Consider the following 18301-nt stretch of genomic DNA (forward strand, 5'->3'; position numbering starts at 1 on the left):
TGGCAGAATGGCTGCCCCATGTTTTCATTTCGCCGCCCGCTTGTCGCATGCGCCCTCTGGACCCTGCTATGGGCGGTGCCCGCGTGGGCGGGAACTGTCGTGGTCGCCAAGCGTATCGATGTGCCTGGCGTGAGCCTGCAGGACGTGCGCGCGCAGTTCAGTCCTGGCGCAACGCCTGATACGGTGCAGATCAGCCTGCGCGCCGGCAAGGCGGACATACCGGGATTCGGCTGGCGCAAGGTTGGTGTCGTCGTGGACGGCAATCTGCATCGCGACCTGCAAATGCGCTGGATGTTCGACGGCACGGTACAGCTCAACGGCGCGCCGGGCGGCGCGCTCGGCAATGCCACGCTCAACCTGGTCGTGGATGCCTCTGCCAACACACTCGAAATCAACGCCGACCAGGGCGTCGCCCATATCAGTACGGCATTCCCGCTGGATCAACCCACGCACGCGCAAGTCAACTTGCGCAACCTGCCTGCCGGCTGGCTGCAGGGGTTGCTGGCAACCGTCTGGCCGGCGCGTATCGCAGGCGGCAAGCTGGATGCGGACCTCGCCCTCGATATGCGCGAAGAAGGGTTCCAGGCTTCCGGCGATGCCAGCTTTGCCGACTTCCAATACACCACGCCCGCGGGCAATGTCGCCGGCCAGGGTTTGAACGGGCATGCGCGTTTCGCGCTCGATGCCACGGCCCGGCCGGCGCAATTGAGCTTGAACGGCAGCCTGCATGGCGGGGAGCTGCAGCTTGGTCCTGTGTTGGCCAGGCTACCCGCCCACGACGTGACGCTGGATCTTGGCGCCAGCCCCGAGCGAGGCGGCCTCGCCATCAGCCGCTTGCGTATGGATGATGCCGATGCGCTTGAGCTGGACGGAGCGCTGGCGATCGACGCCAAGGGCAACCTGCAGAAGCTCAAGCTGGAGCATTTCCAGGCGCGCTTCCCGGTGGCTTACGAACGCTACGGTCAGCCGTGGCTCGACAAGCTCGCGGAACCGAACTTGCAAATCGCCGGGCAGCTCGAAGGACACGTCGACTACGCCGGTGAGAGCTTGCGCAGTTTCGGTTTTCATACGGAAGAGCTGGACGTTGCCGACAGTAGCGGCCAATTGCATGCGAGCGGATTGCACGGCGATCTGGACTGGTCCCAGCAAGGCGACAGATCGCCTACCGCGCTGGCCTGGGACCATTTGACGCTACATCAATTCACCACCGGCGCAAGCCAATCTCGCTGGCGCAGCCGCGATGGAGCCTTGAGCTTGCAGGTACCGCTGGAGTTCTCGGCGTGGAAAGGCCACGCCCGCCTCAGCCGCTTCGAATGGCGGCCGGATGCGGAGAAAGCCGAACGCTTGGACCTTGCCGCCAGCCTGGCGGGCATGGATATGACGGCGCTCACCCAATCACTGGGCTGGGTGCCCTTCGCCGGTACCCTGGGGGGCACTATTTCCTCCGTGCACTGGACCGGCGATCGCTATGCGTTGGAAGGCGGATTGACCATCGAGGCATTCGGTGGAAGCGCCTCGGTCGACCATCTGGCGGTGCAACAGCCGCTGAGCATTAGCCCGGCGCTGGGCGCGGACGTGGGCTTGCACCAGGTCGACCTGGCCGCCCTGGCCGAAGCCTACAATTTCGGCGCCATGACCGGCCGAATGGATGGCTCCATCGAGGGCCTGCAACTGGCGGGAGGGAGCCCGGTGGCGTTCAATGCTTCGCTGCTGGCGCAAAACGGCGGGCATATCAGCCTGCGCGCGGCCAACAACCTCTCGATCATCACCGGCGGCACACCGGCCAGCGGCCTGCAGAGCGCGATGATGAGGCTGTTCAAGACGGCTAACTTCAAGCGGATGGGGCTCAACGCCACCTTGCGCAATGGCGTATGCACGCTTGGCGGCCTGGATGGGGATGCCAGCAGTTACACGATTGTCGAAGGCAGCGGCCTGCCGTATCTGCACGTAACCGGCACGCAGAGCCGGATCGAATGGCCGCTGCTGGTCCGGCGCATCAAGACGGCCACCCAGGGCGCCGTGGCCGAGCGTTAGAGTCTTCCGCTGGTATCATTGAGGACTGGCCGGGCCGGCGAGGCCCACATTCCTCCCCTTCATGTCCCGTCCGGGTCGCACGCGATCCGGCGTCCTGTTTTCCCAAGAGGGCCGATGAACGAGTTCGAAGTCGCCATTACCGATCTGAGTCACGATGGCCGTGGCGTGGCCCGCATTGACGGGAAAACCGTATTCGTCAGCGGCGCCTTGCTGGGCGAGCAGGTGCGCCTGCGCATCCGCAAGCGCCACCGCAACTTCGACGAAGCGGAAACGCTGGAGGTCCTGACGCGCTCGCCGCACCGGGTGGAACCGCGTTGCAGCCATTTCGGCCAATGCGGCGGTTGCTCGCTGCAGCATCTGGACGCCGCCGCGCAGATCGAAGCCAAGCAGCGCGTGCTGGTCGACAACTTTGTGCGCATCGGCAAGGTGGGACCCGAAGCCTGGTTACCGCCGCTTACCGACGAAGCCTGGGGCTATCGCCGCAAGGGGCGCCTGTCCGTGCGCGCGGTGGCGAAGAAAGGACGCGTGCTGGTGGGTTTCCGTGAGGAGAACAATCCACGCTATGTCGCCGACATCCTGCACTGTGACGTCGTGCACCCGGCGCTCGGCGCAAAGATCGGTTTGTTGGGCGAACTGGTCGGCAGCATGGACGCCGCCGCCGAAATCGCGCAAATCGAATTCGCCGCCGGCGACGACACCATCGCGCTGGTGTTTCGCCATCTCAAGCCGCTGAGTGAAGGCGATCGCGCCAAGCTGGTGGCGTTCGGGCAAGAACACGGTTTCGCCATTTACCTGCAACCTGGCGGCGTGAGCAGCGTGCATCCGCTGTGGCCTGACCATCCACGGCTGGCATTTCGCATTCCCGCCGGCGCCGGCGTGGAAGACGTGGAACTGGTCTTCCAGCCGCTGGATTTCGTGCAGGTCAATGCGGGCCTGAATCGCCGCATGATGCAGCGCACGCTGGAGCTGCTAGACCCGCAGCCGCAGGATCGCGTGCTCGATCTGTTCTGCGGCCTGGGCAATTTCACCTTGCCATTGGCGCGTCGTGTTGCGGAAGTCACCGGCGTGGAAGGCGAGCATGGCCTGGTGGCGCGTGCAGCAGACAATGCGGCACACAATGGGCTTGCCAATGCACGCTTCCACGTCGCCAATCTGTTCGAGGATCAGCGCGGCACCGAATGGGCGCGCAAGCCGTGGGACAAACTGTTGCTCGATCCACCCAGGGCCGGCGCGGACAAGGTGTTGGAATACCTGCCGCACAAGGAAACCGGGCGTATCGTCTATGTTTCATGTCATCCGGCGTCGCTGGCGCGCGATGCCGGCATCCTGGTGAATCAGCATGGTTTCCGCCTGAAGGCGGCCGGCGTGATGGACATGTTCCCGCACACCGCCCACGTGGAATCCATTGCGCTGTTCGAACGCAAATAAACTATGGGCATCGAAATCGAACGCAAATTCCTGCTCGCCAACGACGATTGGCGCACGTCAGTGAATTCCAGCAAACCCATCGCACAGGGTTACCTGGTCGATGTGCGGGCTCTTCGCGATGGCACTGCGCGCGCGTCGGTACGCGTACGTATCAGTGGCGAGCAGGCCTGGCTCAATATCAAATCGGTGGAACTGGGCATTGCGCGCGCCGAGTACGAATTGCCGCTGGCGCTAGCCGATGCACAAACCATGCTCGCTACCATGTGCAACGGCGTGCTCGAAAAGCTTCGCCATCATGTGGAAGTCGAAGGCTGGATGTTCGAGATCGACGAATTCCTCGGCGCCAGCAGCGGGCTGGTGGTGGCGGAACTCGAAATGCCCGAGGCGCATGCCGCCTATCCGCGACCTGCTTGGTTGGGGCGCGAGGTGAGCAGCCTGGCGCGCTACTACAACGTCAACCTGCTCGAACACCCATACTCCGAATGGAGCGATGAGGAGCGCAACGCCTCCGACTTGCCGGCAGGGGAGGGCGTCTGATGCTGCTGATCGGCATTGCCGGCACCGAACTGCTGCCGCACGAACAGGTGTGGCTTACGGCCCCCGGCGTGGCGGGGGTGATCCTGTTTTCGCGCAACTATCGTGATCGCGAACAGTTGCTCGCGCTGGCCGAATCGATACGTGCCGCGGCCGGCGAAGATTTCCTGCTGGCGGTCGACCAGGAAGGCGGGCAGGTACAGCGGTTCCGTACCGATTTCACGCGCTTGCCTCCCTTGATCAAGATCGGCGAGGTGTACGACCGCGATCCCGCCGAAGCCATCAAGCTGGCCGAAGAGCATGCGTGGGTGATGGCGAGCGAACTGCGTGCCAGTGGCGTCGATTTCAGTTTCGCGCCGGTCGCCGACCTGGCGCGCGGCAATGCGGCGATCGGCACGCGCGCTTTTCATGCCGACCCCGATGTCGCCGGTGAGCTGATCCATGCTTACGTACGCGGCATCCACCTCGGCGGCATGGCGGCGGTGCTCAAGCATTTTCCCGGCCATGGTTCGGTGGCGGTCGACACGCACAAGGCGCAGGCGATCGATCCGCGCTCGCTGGATGAGATCCGGCGGCAAGATCTGCGCCCGTTCCTGGAAGGTTTTTCCGCGCGCGCCGAGGCGGTGATGATGGCGCACGTGGTGTATCCAGCGGTGGACGATCAGCCCGCGGGTTATTCGCGCTGCTGGATCCAGGAGGTCCTGCGCGAGGAACTTGGTTTCCAGGGCGTGGTGATCAGCGACGACATCAGCATGGCGGCAGCCGGTATTGCCGGCGGCGTGGCCGAGCGCGTGCATGCGCACCTGCAAGCCGGCTGCGATCTGGTGCTCGCCTGTTTTCCCGAAGTGGTCGAACAGGCCATTGCCGCCATGCCGAAACCGGCTGAAGCCAGCATGCGGCGCATCGCAGCCTTGCGTGGTGCAATCGGCTCGACCTGGGCCAGCCTGCTCGACAACCCGCAGCGCGATCATTTCGTCGCGCGTGTCACAGCATTGAATAGCTAGGGGCTTGCCTATGACTACCACTTCGTCCGTTCCCGCGCTGGCGCAAGCGCTGACCCGTTCCGAGCTGCTGTTCAAACGAGAGGATCTGGAAACCGTCATCGCCCATATCGGGCGCGCTGTCGATGCGGCACTCGATGGCGAGCGCGCGGTATTTCTAACCGTGATGAACGGTGCGCTGATGTTCGGCGCCCAGCTGGCCTTGGCGATTCGCACCGACCTGGAATTCGATTACGTCCATGCCACGCGCTATCGCGGGGCGACCTCCGGCAAGGATCTGCATTGGCTGCGCGAGCCCTCTGTGTCGTTGCAGGGGCGCGTTGTCCTGCTGGTGGATGACATTCTCGACGAGGGCCATACCCTCAAGGCCGTGCGCGACGACTGCCTGCGCCGCGGCGCCAAGCGCGTTCTGGTCGCCACGCTCTGCCGCAAGCTGCACGATCGTTGCGTGGAAGGTATTCAAAGCGATTTCAACGGCGTGGAGCTGCCCGATCGCTACGTTTTCGGCTATGGCATGGATTATTACGAGCAAGGCCGTAATCTGCCTGCCATCTACGCGTTGAAAGAATAACCACTAAGCAACCGTAATCTATAGGGCCGTCATTCCCGCGTTCGCGGGAATCCATTTTTGCAGCAGATCAAGATGGGTTCCCGCTTGCGCGGGAATGACGGGCTCGTCATTTGCCTAGGAGTTTTGCAGTGACTCACGCCCACATCGACCTCGCCGTCATCGGCGGCAGCGGCCTGTACCAGTTTCCCGGTCTGGAAAACGCCACGCGGCAAAGCGTCGACACACCCTATGGCCCGGCCTCCGGCGATGTCGTAATAGGCGACTTCGCCGGCCGCCGCATCGCTTTTCTGGCCCGCCATGGCGAAAGCCATACCCTGCCGCCGCACCGGGTGAACTACCGTGCCAACCTGTGGGCATTGCACCACCTGGGCGCGCGCCGCGTGATCGGGGTGAATGCGGTGGGTGGCATTCGCCACGACATGGGGCCGCGCACCCTCGTCGTGCCGGATCAGATCATCGATTACACCCATGGCCGCTACACCAGCTTTTGCGACGTGGAAGGCGCCGAGGTCAGGCACATCGATTTCAGCGAGCCGTATACCTCCTCCTTGCGTGTTGCGCTGCTGGAAGCGGCAAAACGTGCGGATATAGCGGTGATCGACGGCGGCTGCTATGGCGCCACCCAGGGGCCGCGTCTGGAAACCCGCGCGGAAATCGCCCGCATGAAGCGCGACGGCTGTGACCTGGTCGGTATGACCGGCATGCCGGAAGCGGGCTTGGCGCGCGAACTCGAGCTGGACTACGCCTGCCTGGCGCTGGTCGCCAACTTCGCCGCCGGCTGCGGCGACGAGGCGGAAATCAGCATCGAGGAAATCTTTGCGCACCTGGCGGCGGCGACTGCCGGGGTCCCCCCCATCCTTGCCCAATTGCTCAAAAGCTGATCATCCTAACCGGTTATGCGGGGGTGCATATTGCGCTTTGCCTGAAAACATGAGGATACTTCGCCCGTGCCAGGGGCGGCGGACCTAGGGGTAGAGGTGGTTCTCGCAGAGACTTGGTGCATCCAGTCCTTAGATTCAGAGGTTCACGCAAATGCGTTTCGGTACGGTCAAGTGGTTCAACGATGCCAAGGGTTTCGGCTTCATCGCGCCCGAGGACGGTGGGGAGGACGTGTTTGTCCACTTCTCTGCGATCAATTCGAAGGGCTTCCGTAGCCTGCAGGAAGGTCAGCGCGTCAAGTTCGAAGTGACCCAGGGCCCGAAGGGCGCCCAGGCGTCCGGCGTCGAACTCGCAGGCTGATCAAGCCATCGTTGTTTACCATGCAGTTCTAACGAGAAAGCCCTGCTAACGCAGGGCTTTCTTTTTTAATGCTCAAATGCGTGGCTTTCTTTTTCTTTGCAACGATTCCTTTTTGAAACAAGATTTAGATCGATGCAAGGCGAAAACCGGAATTGTCGCCCCCAACTTACGCCACAAACTGCAATCGAGCCAGTTCCGCATACAGCCCACCTTCGGCGAGCAAGCTTTCGTGCGTGCCTTGCGCCACGATGCGCCCGCCATCCAGGACCACAATGCGATCCGCGCGCTGCACGGTGGCGAGGCGATGGGCGATCACCAGGGTGGTACGGCCTTTTTCCAGTCGTTCCAGGGCTTGCTGGATGGCAGCTTCCGATTGGGCATCCAGCGACGAGGTCGCTTCGTCCAGCAACAACAAAGGCGCGTTGCGCAGGATCGCGCGTGCAATGGCAATGCGCTGGCGCTGGCCGCCAGACAGGCGTACGCCGCGCTCGCCCAGTTCCGCGTCATAACCGTCGGGCAGCATCTGGATGAAATCGTGGGCCTCGGCGGCGCGGGCCGCCGCGCGCACTTCCTCGTCGCTGGCGTCCTGCCGGCCGAAGCGGATGTTGTTGGCGGTGGTAGCACCGAAAATCACCGTTTCCTGCGGCACCAAGGCAATCGCGCCGCGCAGGTCGGGCAGGTTCATCGCACGCAGATCGATGCCGTCGAAACGGATGCGTCCATGTTGCGGATCGTAGAAGCGCAGCAGCAATGCAAACACCGTGCTTTTGCCGGCTCCCGACGGACCGACCAGCGCCACCGTTTCGCCGGGGCGGATGTCCAGGTTGAATTGGTGCAGCGCAGGGGCGTCCGGCCGGGTGGGGTAATGGAAGTCGACGTTTTCAAAGCGCAAGGCACCGCGCACCGGCTGCGGCAAGGCTTGCGGATGCGGCGGGTCGGCAATGCTGGCTTCTTCATGGAACAATTCGTTGATGCGTTCCATCGCGCCGGCAGCACGCAGTACGTCGCCCCACACGTCGGAAAGGCCCATCATCGAACCGCCGGAAAGCATGGCGTACACCACGAACTGCGCAAGCACACCGGCATCCAGGACGCCTTCCAACACATCGCGCGCGCCCACCCATAGCACCAGCGTTATGGCGCCGAAGAACAACACGATCACCGCGGCCGTAAGAAACGTACGCATGCCGATGCGTGCGCGTGCGCTCGCCAGGGCGAGTGCGATGGCGTTGCCGTAGCGTCCGCTTTCGATGCCTTCGCGCGCATAGGCTTTTACCGCGGGTGCCGCGTTGAGCGTTTCATTGGCGATGGCCGCGGCGTCGGCCAGGCGGTCCTGGCTGGCGCGCGAAAGCTTCTGCACGCGGCGGCCAAAAATCAGGATCGGCAACACCACCGCAGGAATGACCAGGGCGGTGAGGCCGGCCAGGCGCGGGCTGGTCCAGATCATCGCCACTGTCGCGCCAATCAGCATCACCGCGCTGCGCAATGCCACTGAAATGCCGGAACCGACCAGCGCCTGCACCACTTCCGTATCGGTGCCCAGGCGCGAGATCAATTCGCCCACGCGGTTGCGTTCGAAGAAGCTCACGTCCAGACGAATCACGTGCTCATACAGCTTTGCGCGCAACGCGGCGAGCGTGCGTTCGCCAAGCAGTGAGATGCAGTAGAAGCGCGCGGCGGTGGCAAATGCCATCACCAGGGCGACCGCGAACAGGCCGATGAAACTGGTATTGATCGCGGCGAGGCTGGAACCGCGAAAACCGTGGTCGATCATGTGTCGCACTGCCATCGGCAGCACCAGGGTGGCGCTGGAGGAAATGCCTAGGAACGCCAGCCAGCCCACCGCCAGCATGCGATGGGGTTTCACGAAGGGCCAGAGCAGCTTCAGGGAGCCGATGCGGCGACGGGGCTTGGGATCGTTCGCGGGCGTTGTGCTCATAGGGCTTGGAGTTGGGGGGTCAGGTGACACATAGGGATGGTCCGGGGTGATTCAATCCACCCGGGCCTGCGCAGCGTGGTTCATTCCAAGGTATGGCCCTCGCTCCTTCCGCGGCTGATATCGACGATGCGCGCCTTGGCCTCGCCTACCCGCTCCGCAGGAAGGCGCATCCGCAGCGTGACGCCGTCCGCCTCGAAGCTTTCCTGTTCGAACTCCACCCCAAGCTCCTTCAGCCGGGCCTTCATCAGGGCAAGCTCGGCAAAATCGCAACGCAGCCCCAATCGCGCCATGACCACGAGCGGCGTGCGCGCGGCCAGCCGCAGGCATTCGGCGGCGGTTCCGCCATAGGCGCGCGCCAGACCGCCGGCGCCGAGCTTGATGCCGCCATACCAGCGTGTCACCACCACCACCGCTCGGTCGATGCCCTGGCCCTCGATCGCCTGCAGGATAGGGCGCCCGGCCGTGCCGCCCGGTTCGCCGTCGTCGTTGAAGCGATAGTCCTGGCCGATGCGGTAGGCCCAGCAGTTGTGGGTGGCAGAGGCATCGCTCACCCGCTGCACGTAGGCCAGCGCTTGCTGCGGGGTTTGAACCGGCGCGGCCTGGGCCAGGAAGTGGCTTTTGCGAATCTCTTCGCTGTGTTGAAACGGGGCAGTGAGGGTATGCAGCATCCAGACAGGGTAGGGGAATCGCAAGCGGGGGTCACATGGGCGTTTCCCGTGACTTGCGTTACGCTGCCCGTTTCGCTCGGGATGAAGCCTTGATGTTGTTGCTGTTGTTGCTGATTTGCCTGCTGGGTTACAGGCTTCGCCGCAGCCGGGGCGGATGGGTTTGCTTTGTCGTGGCCTTCGCGCTGTTCGAGGCGACCTGCTGCGGACCCTTGCCGGCCTGGCTGCTCACCCGGCTGCAAGCACCGTATGCGACCCGGCCGATGGTCACCTGGGAGCCGCGCAATGCGATTGTCGTGCTGGGCGTTGGTACCTCGCGCGTTGTCGCGACCGGTGAGGTAGGCCCCACCGTGTTCGCGGGCGGCAGGCTTGCCGAGGGCTACACGCTGTATCGCCAATGCAAGCAGAGCGGCAACGATTGCAAGCTGATCGTCAGCGGCGGGGATCCCTTCCGCAACGGCGTAACGGAAGCGAAGGCGTATGGTGATGTACTGTTGGGCATGGGCGTGGATCGTTCCGACCTGATGCTCGAAACGCGCAGCATGAACACCTGGCAGAACGCGCAGTTCGTGCAACCCATGCTCAAGGCCTACGCACCACAGCGTGTGATCTTGGTGACGGCGGCCGTGCATATGCGCCGCTCACAGATGTACTTCACGCACTTCGGCATCGATGCCTTGCCGGTGCGGGCCGACTACGAAGATGCGCGGTTGACCTTGTTTCCCAACGGCTGGAACCTGGCGCTGACCGAAGCGTCCCTGCACGAATACCTGGGTGTGCTTACGTATTACATGTACAACGCGTTGGGATGGAACGCGCCGCCGAGCAGGTATGGGGCGCCTTGATCAAGCACAATTCCCTCCCCTGCGTGCAGCAGGGGAGGGAGTACACGTCACGCCGACTTGTTCAGCGACGCCATGTCAATCACGAAGCGATAGCGCACATCGCTGCTGAGCATCCGCTCGTAAGCCTGGTTGATATCCTGGATGCCGATCATCTCCACATCCGCGCCGATGCCGTGCTTGGCGCAGAAGTCCAGCATCTCCTGCGTTTCGGCAATGCCGCCGATCAGCGAACCGGCCAGCGAGCGGCGACCGAAAATCAAGCCACCGGCATGCACCGGCGGGTTGACCGGTTCCACCAGGCCCACCAGCACGTGCACGCCGTCCAGCTTCAGCGTGGCAAGGTACGGATTGAGATCGTGCTGGTGCGGCACCGTATCGAGAATAAAATCGTAGTGGCCGGCGACGGCCGCCATCTGCTCGGGATCGGTGGACAGCACCACGTGATCGGCTCCCAGTCGGCGCGCTTCGTTTTCCTTGCCGGGCGAGCGCGTGAACAGCGTGACGTCCGCACCCAGCGCCTTGGCGAACTTCAGGCCCATGTGGCCGAGGCCGCCTAAGCCGACGATGGCCACCTTGTGGTCCTTGCCGATATGCCAGTGACGCAGCGGCGACCAGGTGGTGATGCCGGCGCACAGCAACGGCGCGGCGGATTTCGGGTCCACGCCCTCCGGTACGCGCAGCACGAACTTGTCGTTCACCACGATGCGCTCGGAGTAACCGCCATAGGTCGTCAAGCCGTCGCGGCGGTCGACGCTGTTGTAGGTGAACGTGGGCATTTCCTTGCAATACTGCTCCAGGCCTTGTTGGCAGGCGGCGCAGTGCTGGCAGGAGTCGACCATGCAGCCCACCCCTACCAGGTCGCCGGGCTTGAAGCCGGTGACCTGGGCACCGACCGCGGCCACCCGGCCGATGATTTCGTGGCCGGGCACCAGCGGATAGCGCGAGCCGCCCCATTCATTGCGCGCCTGGTGGATGTCCGAGTGGCAAACCCCGCAATACAGGATGTCGATCACCACGTCATCCGCGCGCGGATCGCGCCGCTCGAATTGATGGGGTGCCAGTGGCGAGGTGGCCGATTGCGCGGCGTAGCCGCGGATGTTGAGTGCCATGCAGTGCTCCTAAGGGGAGTGAAGCCAAGCGAGAGGAAAGGCCAAGGGGCAAAGTATGCGCAGTGCGGCAAGGGCCGGGTAGCCGGATCCTGCTAAATGCTTGCTCGATCCTGCAAATCGTCCGTCCAGGACTCGCCTTGGCCTGCAGGAACAGGCAATCTTTCCCCGTTCCTGACAGGCCGCATTCCGCATGAATACGCAGTTCCAGCCGATCGAAATGCCGTCCCGCCTCGAGCAGGATTACGAGGAATTGACAGCCATCGTTGAACGATACGCCCAGGCTGAGGGCGTCACGGCCACAGCTTGGCCGGCCTTGTCTTTCTTCCGTGCCGACACGCCCAGCGACCGTAGCTGCGCCCTGTACGAACCCTGCCTGGGCCTGCTTCTGCAGGGCAACAAGCATGTTCTGGTGGGTGAGGAGCGCCTGGAGCAGGAATACGGCCACTACCTGATCAATTCGATCGACGTGCCGGTAACCGCCCAGGTGGTGCGCGCCTCGCCGCAGGAGCCGTGCCTGTGCATCACCTTGCGCCTGGATCCCCTGCGCATTGGCGAATGGCTGTCGGAGGTGAAGCTGCCCAAGCCCCTCAATGCGACCGCGCGCGGCATCGCGCTCAGTCCGGCCAGCCCGGAAGTGCTCGATCCGCTGTTGCGCCTGGTACGGTTGCTCGACTCGCCACAAGACCTGCCGTTGCTCGCGCCATTGATCGAGCGCGAACTGATTTACCGGCTGCTGACGGGCGAGCAGGGCGCGCGCCTGGCGCAGATCGCTAGTGCCGGCGGGCAGGGGCAGCAGATTGCCCGGGCTATCCATTGGCTGCGGCAGCATTTCAACAAGCCCCTGCGGATTGCCGAGCTCGCCGGCATGGTCAACATGAGCCCGTCATCGCTGCATCATCATTTTCGCCAGATCACCGCGATGAGTCCGCTGCAGTACCAGAAGGTGTTGCGCCTGCACGAGGCGCGTCGCCTGCTGTTGACCGAAGGCTGCGACGTGGCGACCGCAGCACATCGCGTAGGCTACGAAAGCCCCTCGCAGTTCAGTCGCGAATACAGCCGGCAACATGGTGCACCGCCGTTGCGGGATGTGATGCGCCTGCGGGCGATTGGGAATATGGCTTGCGTGGAGCTGGATGTGCCTGCGTAGGCTAAGATGCAACGCCCAACCTGCCGCTGAGCAAGCCTTATGCCCAGCGCTGCTGATTGATCTAGAATCATTGTCTCCAGGGAGCGTATGTATCTATTTCATTTCCTAAAAAACCTGACCAAAGGTTTTTACCATCGGGTGTTGCCTTCGAACACGCCGACGGCAGAAAAGCCGGTGTGCAATATCTGCGGTTTTCGCCTGACAGCCCCGCCCGATGTTTTGTCAGAACGCGAGATGCGTAGTTGTGCCGTTTGTGGATCAACGCTGCGTTTCCGCGCCATCGTTGCGGCCTTGCAATCCGAACTGGACGGTGATGGCCAAGTCCGAGCGCTCACGCGAATCCCGAGGCGCAAGCATGTCAAAGGGATAGGTATGAGCGATGCGGGCGTATACGCATTCGCCTTGCAGCGCAAGTTCGACTACCTCAACACTTTCTACCACATCGAGCCCATGCTGGACATCCGCTCGCCGGCCCGGCATTACCTTGGCCAGTTCGATTTTGTCGTCAGTTCTGATGTGCTGGAGCATGTGGAGGGATCCACCGACCGCACATTGGCTAACCTACGTGCCTTATTGAAGACGGGAGGCATCCTTGCCCTCACGGTACCCTATGGTTTTCACGAGACTACGATCGAGCACTATCCGGATCTTCATCAATTCCGGATCGAGGGTGAGGGCGCCGGCCGTGTCCTAGTGAACGTGACCAAGGACGGCAGGGAGCAGCGATTCACCAATCTTTGCTTCCACGGCGGCGACGGTTCTACTCTTGAGCTGCGAATCTATTCGTACCCGGATCTAGTCCGGCAGCTTGGCGAGGCGGGTTTCACCGATATTCGTCTGCACGCTGCCGACCATCCCGAATGGGGGATCATCCATCGCACCAAGCTTGGCCTGCCCATTACTGCCAAGGCAGCGTAGTTGAGATTTGCGTGAAACTTGAAGTGCCGGCGTAGGCTGGGATGACAATCCCAGCATTGCCGTGCATGCAGCACAAGCGATGCTGGGATTGTCATCCCAGCCTACAAAATTTCATGCGCCGGGGAACGCCCCGCGCATCACCATCAGCCTGATCTCCGTCATATCTTCAATCGCATAGCGCACGCCTTCGCGTCCCACGCCTGACAACTTCACGCCGCCATACGGCATATTGTCCACACGGAAACTCGGCACGTCGTTGACGATCACACCACCTTGCTCCAGCTCATCCCAGGCGCGCATCGCATGGGTGAGCTGGTCGGTGAAGATGCCCGCTTGCAGGCCGTAATCGGAGTCATTGACCAAGGCGAACGCCTCATCGATGTGCTCGAACGGCACCAGCAGCACGAACGGTCCGAACACCTCCATGCGATTGACCTTGGCGTCCTTGGGCACGTTCTCCATCACGGTGGCTTCGAGCATATTGCCCTTGCGCTTGCCGCCGCACAGGAGCTTGCCGCCGGCCTGCTGCGCCTCGTTGATCCAGCCTTCCAGGCGCGTGGCCGCGGCTTCGTCGATCATCGGACCTAAGAACACGCTCTTGTCCTTCGGGTCGCCGGCCTGCAACTGCTTGACGGCCTCGACCAGGCGCTGCTTCAACTCCTCGTACAGCGATGCATGCGCATAGATGCGCTGCACGCTGATGCAGCTTTGGCCCGATTGGTAGAACGCCCCGAAGATCAGCCGCTCGATCAGTCTGTCCAGGTTCCCAGCCTGATCGGCATCCACGATGCAGGCCGCATTGCCACCCAGTTCCAGCGTGACCTTCTTGTGGCCGGCGCGTGCCTTCAGATCCCAGCCGATCTGCCCGCCGGTAAAAGAGAGCAGCTTCAGCCGGGCGTCTTCCACCAGCGGCGTGGCGTGCTTGCCGTCCAGCGTCAGTATGGAAAACGCACCCTTGGGTAGATCGGTCTCCGCCAGCACCTGACCGATGATCAGGGCGCCGATCGGCGTTTTTTCCGAAGGCTTCAGTACGAACGGACAACCCGCGGCGATGGCCGGTGCCACCTTGTGCGCGACCAGGTTCAGCGGAAAATTGAATGGCGTGATGAACGATACCGGCCCCAGCGGCACGCGACGCGTAAAGCCGTGGTAACCGTTCAGGCGCTCGGCCAGTTCGAGGTTCAAGGTCTCGCCGTTGATGCGCACCGCTTCTTCGGCGGCAATGCGGAAGGTATCGATCAGGCGCGTCACTTCGCCTGCGGCATCCTTGATCGGCTTGCCGGCTTCGACGCATAACGCCATCGCAAGCTCTTCATGGCGCTCTTGGAAGCGTTGCGCGCAGTGCTGCAGAACGGCTTGCCGCGCCCACGGCTTGAATTTTTTCATCGGGCCGGTGGCTTGCACTGCGGCGCGGATGGCTGCCTCGGTGGCTTGCTCATCCGGCACGGCTACGCGCGTGGCGATTTCACCGCTGTACTTGTCGTACACCTCCATCATCGTGGCTGAGGTGCGCGGTTCGTTGGCCAGGTAATAAGGGTAGGTCTTGTCGAGCATGGTCACTCCTTCACCGCCGCGCTCAAACTGCGGATTTCTTCGTTGAGCACGCGATGGTTGTCCGAATAGTCGATGGCAAGGTCGATCAGGTGCACGCCGCCCTGGTCGAAGGCGCGCTGCAGGGTGGGCAGGAATTCGTCCGCGCTGGATGGGCGATGCCCGTGCGCACCATGCGCTTGGGCGAAACGCACGAAGTCGGGGTTGCTAAATTGCATGCCGTAGTCCGTATAACCCATCTCGGCCTGTTTCCAGCGAATCATGCCGTAGGCGTCGTCGCGCAACAGCAGGATCACCAGGTCGAGCTTGAGACGCACCGCGGTTTCCAACTCCTGCGCATTCATCATGAAACCGCCATCGCCGCAGATCGCCAGCACCTTGCGCTCCGGGTAGACCATCTTGGCGGCCATCGCCGAAGGCAGGCCGGCACCCATGGTGGCAAGCGCGTTGTCGAGCAGGACCGTATTGGGCTGGCGCGCCTTGTAGTAGCGCGCATACCACAGCTTGTACATGCCGTTGTCCAGGCACAGGATGCCGTCGTCCGGCATGAAGCGGCGGGTGTCGGCGACGATGCGGACCGGATGCATGGGAAAACGCTCTTCGTTCGCGTACTGGCCAAGCTGTGCCTGGAACGCTACACGCACCTGGTCGAAATAGCGGAAGTCCCACTGCTCCTGCGGGCCCAGCGCGTCGGTCAGGCGTTCCACCGTATGCGCGATATCGCCCACCACTTCAATCTGCGGGAAATAGACCGTATCCACCTCGGCCGAGGAAAAATTGATGTGGATCACCGTACGCCGCCCGCGCTGCATGAAGAACGGCGGCTTTTCCACCACGTCATGGCCGACATTGATGATCACATCCGCCGCGTCGATCGCGCGATGCACGAAATCGCCATCGGAAAGCGCAGCGTTGCCCAGCCATAAGGGATGCTCTTCATCCACCACGCCTTTGCCCATCTGCGTAGTGAAGAAAGGGATGCCGAGCTTGTCGATGAACGCGCGCAAGGCAACCGCGGTGCGCTGGCGATTGGCGCCGGCACCGATCATCAGGATCGGGTGTTGTGCGCTGCTGATCGCTTCGGCCGCTTGCACCAGCGCGGCGTCGTCGGGAGAGGGCCTGCGCGCGTATTCGGTGGGAAGCAGTACGTAGTCTTCGACTTCGTCGCGGGCGATGTCCTCGGGCAGCTCCAGGTGCACCGCGCCGGGGCGTTCCTCCTCGGCGCGGCGAAACGCTTCGCGAATGCGCGCCGGGATCGTTGCTGCCGACACGAGCTGGCGCGTGTACTTGGTGAGCGGCTGCATCATGTCCACCACGTCGACCAGCTGGAACAGGCCCTGCTTGTGTGTGCGGATCGGCTTCTGGCCGGTGATCATCAACATCGGCATGGCGCCGAGCTGGGCATAGGCGGCAGCGGTCACCAGGTTGGTGGCGCCAGGCCCCAAGGTGGACAGCGCCACCCCCACCTCGCCGGTGAGCCGGCCCCAGGTCGCCGCCATGAACCCGGCCGCCTGTTCATGGCGGGTCACGATCAGGCGGATGGAGGATTCGCGCAAGGCTTCAACGAAGTCCAGGTTCTCTTCGCCCGGCACGCCAAAGATGCACTTCACGCCTTCGGCTTCCAGGGCTTTCACGAACAATGACGCAGCTTTCATGCATCGTCCTCTCGAAAGATACAGCCGCTATATGTACTCCAAAGTTCGATTCTTGCGGGAATACGTTTGAGTCGTGTGAAGAATGAATGCACTCGCGATCCAGCTTGCCTCGAATCACTTTCTTCCCTAAGCGCAACCCGAGAGTGCTATGTCTCAGTTGGCGGATATCTGCCCCCTCCCCTCCGTGTAGGAGGGGAGGGGGCATGGCGCGTTATTCTTTGCTGACGCGAAGCGGCAGCTCCCCATCCGCCAGCTTCGCCCGCAATGGCGTATCGACAGCCACGTTCTGGGCCGAACGCAGCACCTTGCCTTGCGCATCGAACAGAATCGCATAGCCACGCTCCAGCGTAGCCAGCGGGCTCACTGCATGCATGGCGCGGGCGGTCTGCTGCAGGTTCCATTGTTCGCGCTGCAGCTTGTGCTGGATCAGGTGCCGCAATTGCAGCGCATGCTGTTCGAGTTGCTGGCGGCGGATCGTAACGTAGTGGCGTGGATGCAGAGAGAGCAGCCGTGTATAGGCACGATCAAGCTGTACCGCATTTCGCGTCTTCTGTACCAATTGACAGGCGAGCAGCCGGCGATGCAACTGCTGCAAGCGTTGGCGATCGCGCTCCAGCCGTGCCTGCGGACGTTGTGCTTGCAACCGCGCCAGCAGATGATCGATGCGTTGAATGCGCGTCTGCAAACGCCGCTCATGGATGGCCGTGACGCGCTGGCGCAACTGCTCCAGATGCCGGTGTTGGGCAAGAATATCGGGCACCAGCAATTCTGCCGCCGCCGAAGGAGTGGGCGCGCGCAAGTCGGCAACGAAGTCGGCGATGCTGAAGTCGATCTCGTGCCCGACCGCGCTCACCACCGGCACGGCGCTGGCGTGAATGGCGCGAGCCACTTGCTCGTCGTTGAAAGCCCACAGGTCTTCCAGCGAACCGCCGCCGCGCGTGAGCAACAGCACGTCGTAACGTCCGCAAGCCGATGCCTTGCGCAGCATGGATACGATGGCCGGCGGTGCTTCGCGGCCCTGCACCGGTACCGGCAGCACATCGACCTCCACCAGCGGCCAGCGGCGTGACATCACGCTAAGCACATCTCGAATCGCGGCGCCGGTGGCCGAGGTGATCACGCCGATGCGGCGTGCGTAGCGGGGCAGGGGGCGTTTGCGTTCCTGCGCGAACAGGCCTTCGGCATCCAGCTGCGCCTTCAGCCGTTCGAACTCGCGTTGCAGCGCGCCTTCGCCGGCCGGCTCCATGTGCTCGATCACCAGCTGGAACTCACCGCGTGGCTCGTATAGACCGACGCGCGCGCGCGCCAACACATGTGCGCCATCCACCGGCCGGAAACGCAGGCCCATGCTCTTGGTCTTGAACATGGCGCAACGCACCTGTGCCAGGCTGTCCTTCAAGGTGAAGTACAAATGGCCGGAAGCCGGACGCGCCACGTTGGACAGCTCACCTTCGATCCACACTAGCGGCAAGGCATCTTCCAGCAGCCCGCGCACCAGCCGATTGAGCGTGCTGGGCGTGAGAACGTGCCGTGGCGGTTTGCCGCCGGCCCCTTCGTTGAAGTCGTCGGGTGCGTGCATGGAGGCGGGAGACTAGCACGAAAGGCTTGAGGAACATTGCATTGGCGCACGATGCGCATGCGGAGCCTCATTCATATTCGCCAAGT

Annotated in this window: 16 protein-coding genes; 10 read left to right on the plus strand and 6 right to left on the minus strand. The window is 62.9% G+C overall.

From position 1 onward, the window contains the following. Window positions 1-99 precede the first annotated feature (99 nt). The 7 genes from QQJ96_RS03440 to QQJ96_RS03470 all read left to right on the plus strand — a co-directional run bounded on the left by QQJ96_RS03440 (window position 100) and on the right by QQJ96_RS03470 (window position 6807). Window positions 100-2034: a DUF748 domain-containing protein gene (locus QQJ96_RS03440; protein WP_284330540.1), complete on the plus strand. Its 1935-nt coding sequence runs from the start codon at window positions 100-102 to the stop codon at window positions 2032-2034. 114 nt (window positions 2035-2148) lie between these two features. Then, on the plus strand, window positions 2149-3462 hold the full coding sequence (gene rlmD / locus QQJ96_RS03445; protein WP_284330541.1) for a 23S rRNA (uracil(1939)-C(5))-methyltransferase RlmD: 1314 nt from the start codon (window positions 2149-2151) through the stop codon (window positions 3460-3462). A 3-nt stretch (window positions 3463-3465) separates the two neighbouring features. Then, window positions 3466-3999 (plus strand): CYTH domain-containing protein, encoded by a 534-nt coding sequence (locus QQJ96_RS03450; RefSeq protein WP_284330543.1) that lies wholly within the window; start codon window positions 3466-3468, stop codon window positions 3997-3999. Then, window positions 3999-5000 carry a beta-N-acetylhexosaminidase gene (gene nagZ / locus QQJ96_RS03455; protein ID WP_284330545.1) on the plus strand — a complete coding sequence of 334 codons (1002 nt, stop codon included), beginning with the start codon at window positions 3999-4001 and terminating at the stop codon, window positions 4998-5000. Before QQJ96_RS03450 ends, nagZ begins: the two co-directional genes overlap by 1 nt. A gap of 10 nt (window positions 5001-5010) precedes the next feature. Then, entirely contained in the window at window positions 5011-5568 is a 558-nt protein-coding gene (locus QQJ96_RS03460; protein ID WP_284330546.1) for a hypoxanthine-guanine phosphoribosyltransferase, read from the plus strand. A 128-nt stretch (window positions 5569-5696) separates the two neighbouring features. Then, a complete protein-coding gene (locus tag QQJ96_RS03465) occupies window positions 5697-6449 on the plus strand; it encodes an S-methyl-5'-thioinosine phosphorylase (protein WP_284330547.1) in 753 nt (250 codons plus the stop codon). Between the two features lie 151 nt (window positions 6450-6600). After that, window positions 6601-6807 carry a cold-shock protein gene (locus QQJ96_RS03470; RefSeq protein ID WP_126682719.1) on the plus strand — a complete coding sequence of 69 codons (207 nt, stop codon included), beginning with the start codon at window positions 6601-6603 and terminating at the stop codon, window positions 6805-6807. 166 nt (window positions 6808-6973) lie between these two features. Here QQJ96_RS03470 and QQJ96_RS03475 read toward each other — a convergent pair whose 3' ends face one another. Together QQJ96_RS03475 and QQJ96_RS03480 are read right to left on the minus strand one after the other, a co-directional pair. Then, a complete protein-coding gene (locus QQJ96_RS03475; RefSeq protein WP_284330549.1) occupies window positions 6974-8746 on the minus strand; it encodes an ABC transporter transmembrane domain-containing protein in 1773 nt (590 codons plus the stop codon). 80 nt (window positions 8747-8826) lie between these two features. Next, the gene (locus QQJ96_RS03480) at window positions 8827-9414 is read right to left on the minus strand and encodes an IMPACT family protein (protein ID WP_284330551.1); all 588 of its coding nucleotides are present in this window, start codon (window positions 9412-9414) and stop codon (window positions 8827-8829) included. A gap of 35 nt (window positions 9415-9449) precedes the next feature. On the opposite strand from QQJ96_RS03480, the gene QQJ96_RS03485 reads away from it, so the two are divergent. Further along, window positions 9450-10256 (plus strand): YdcF family protein, encoded by an 807-nt coding sequence (locus QQJ96_RS03485; RefSeq protein ID WP_284330552.1) that lies wholly within the window; start codon window positions 9450-9452, stop codon window positions 10254-10256. 47 nt (window positions 10257-10303) lie between these two features. Here the strand turns inward: QQJ96_RS03485 and QQJ96_RS03490 are convergent, their stop codons facing one another. Next, window positions 10304-11365: an NAD(P)-dependent alcohol dehydrogenase gene (locus QQJ96_RS03490; RefSeq protein WP_284330553.1), complete on the minus strand. Its 1062-nt coding sequence runs from the start codon at window positions 11363-11365 to the stop codon at window positions 10304-10306. Between the two features lie 190 nt (window positions 11366-11555). Here QQJ96_RS03490 and QQJ96_RS03495 point away from each other — a divergent pair, with 190 nt between their 5' ends. Together QQJ96_RS03495 and QQJ96_RS03500 are read left to right on the plus strand one after the other, a co-directional pair. Further along, entirely contained in the window at window positions 11556-12512 is a 957-nt protein-coding gene (locus QQJ96_RS03495; protein WP_284330554.1) for an AraC family transcriptional regulator, read from the plus strand. Between the two features lie 87 nt (window positions 12513-12599). Then, window positions 12600-13430, plus strand: a complete 831-nt coding sequence (locus QQJ96_RS03500; protein ID WP_284330555.1) for a class I SAM-dependent methyltransferase — start codon at window positions 12600-12602, stop codon at window positions 13428-13430. Window positions 13431-13541: 111 nt separating this feature from the next. Here the strand turns inward: QQJ96_RS03500 and QQJ96_RS03505 are convergent, their stop codons facing one another. From QQJ96_RS03505 to xseA, 3 genes are all read right to left on the minus strand, one after another. Continuing rightward, window positions 13542-14984 (minus strand): aldehyde dehydrogenase family protein, encoded by a 1443-nt coding sequence (locus QQJ96_RS03505; RefSeq protein WP_284330556.1) that lies wholly within the window; start codon window positions 14982-14984, stop codon window positions 13542-13544. 2 nt (window positions 14985-14986) lie between these two features. Continuing rightward, complete coding sequence (locus tag QQJ96_RS03510; protein WP_284330557.1) at window positions 14987-16636, minus strand: acetolactate synthase large subunit; 1650 nt, start codon at window positions 16634-16636, stop codon at window positions 14987-14989. A 211-nt stretch (window positions 16637-16847) separates the two neighbouring features. Further along, window positions 16848-18215, minus strand: coding sequence for an exodeoxyribonuclease VII large subunit (gene xseA, locus QQJ96_RS03515; RefSeq protein WP_284330558.1), 1368 nt, complete (start codon window positions 18213-18215; stop codon window positions 16848-16850). Window positions 18216-18301: the final 86 nt, after the last annotated feature.

Source organism: Dyella flagellata (assembly GCF_030160275.1).
GTDB lineage: Bacteria > Pseudomonadota > Gammaproteobacteria > Xanthomonadales > Rhodanobacteraceae > Dyella_B > Dyella_B flagellata.

Excerpts from the sequence above, each read along its gene's own strand:
- rlmD (WP_284330541.1), top strand. The coding sequence starts at position 2,149 with ATGAACGAGTTCGAAGTCGCCATTACCGATCTGAGTCACGATGGCCGT.
- QQJ96_RS03450 (WP_284330543.1), top strand. The coding sequence starts at position 3,466 with ATGGGCATCGAAATCGAACGCAAATTCCTGCTCGCCAACGACGATTGG.
- nagZ (WP_284330545.1), top strand. The coding sequence starts at position 3,999 with ATGCTGCTGATCGGCATTGCCGGCACCGAACTGCTGCCGCACGAACAG.
- QQJ96_RS03460 (WP_284330546.1), top strand. The coding sequence starts at position 5,011 with ATGACTACCACTTCGTCCGTTCCCGCGCTGGCGCAAGCGCTGACCCGT.
- QQJ96_RS03470 (WP_126682719.1), top strand. The coding sequence starts at position 6,601 with ATGCGTTTCGGTACGGTCAAGTGGTTCAACGATGCCAAGGGTTTCGGC.
- QQJ96_RS03475 (WP_284330549.1), bottom strand. The coding sequence starts at position 8,746 with ATGAGCACAACGCCCGCGAACGATCCCAAGCCCCGTCGCCGCATCGGC.
- QQJ96_RS03480 (WP_284330551.1), bottom strand. The coding sequence starts at position 9,414 with ATGCTGCATACCCTCACTGCCCCGTTTCAACACAGCGAAGAGATTCGC.
- QQJ96_RS03485 (WP_284330552.1), top strand. The coding sequence starts at position 9,450 with ATGGGCGTTTCCCGTGACTTGCGTTACGCTGCCCGTTTCGCTCGGGAT.
- QQJ96_RS03490 (WP_284330553.1), bottom strand. The coding sequence starts at position 11,365 with ATGGCACTCAACATCCGCGGCTACGCCGCGCAATCGGCCACCTCGCCA.
- QQJ96_RS03495 (WP_284330554.1), top strand. The coding sequence starts at position 11,556 with ATGAATACGCAGTTCCAGCCGATCGAAATGCCGTCCCGCCTCGAGCAG.
- QQJ96_RS03500 (WP_284330555.1), top strand. The coding sequence starts at position 12,600 with ATGTATCTATTTCATTTCCTAAAAAACCTGACCAAAGGTTTTTACCAT.
- QQJ96_RS03505 (WP_284330556.1), bottom strand. The coding sequence starts at position 14,984 with ATGCTCGACAAGACCTACCCTTATTACCTGGCCAACGAACCGCGCACC.
- QQJ96_RS03510 (WP_284330557.1), bottom strand. The coding sequence starts at position 16,636 with ATGAAAGCTGCGTCATTGTTCGTGAAAGCCCTGGAAGCCGAAGGCGTG.
- xseA (WP_284330558.1), bottom strand. The coding sequence starts at position 18,215 with ATGCACGCACCCGACGACTTCAACGAAGGGGCCGGCGGCAAACCGCCA.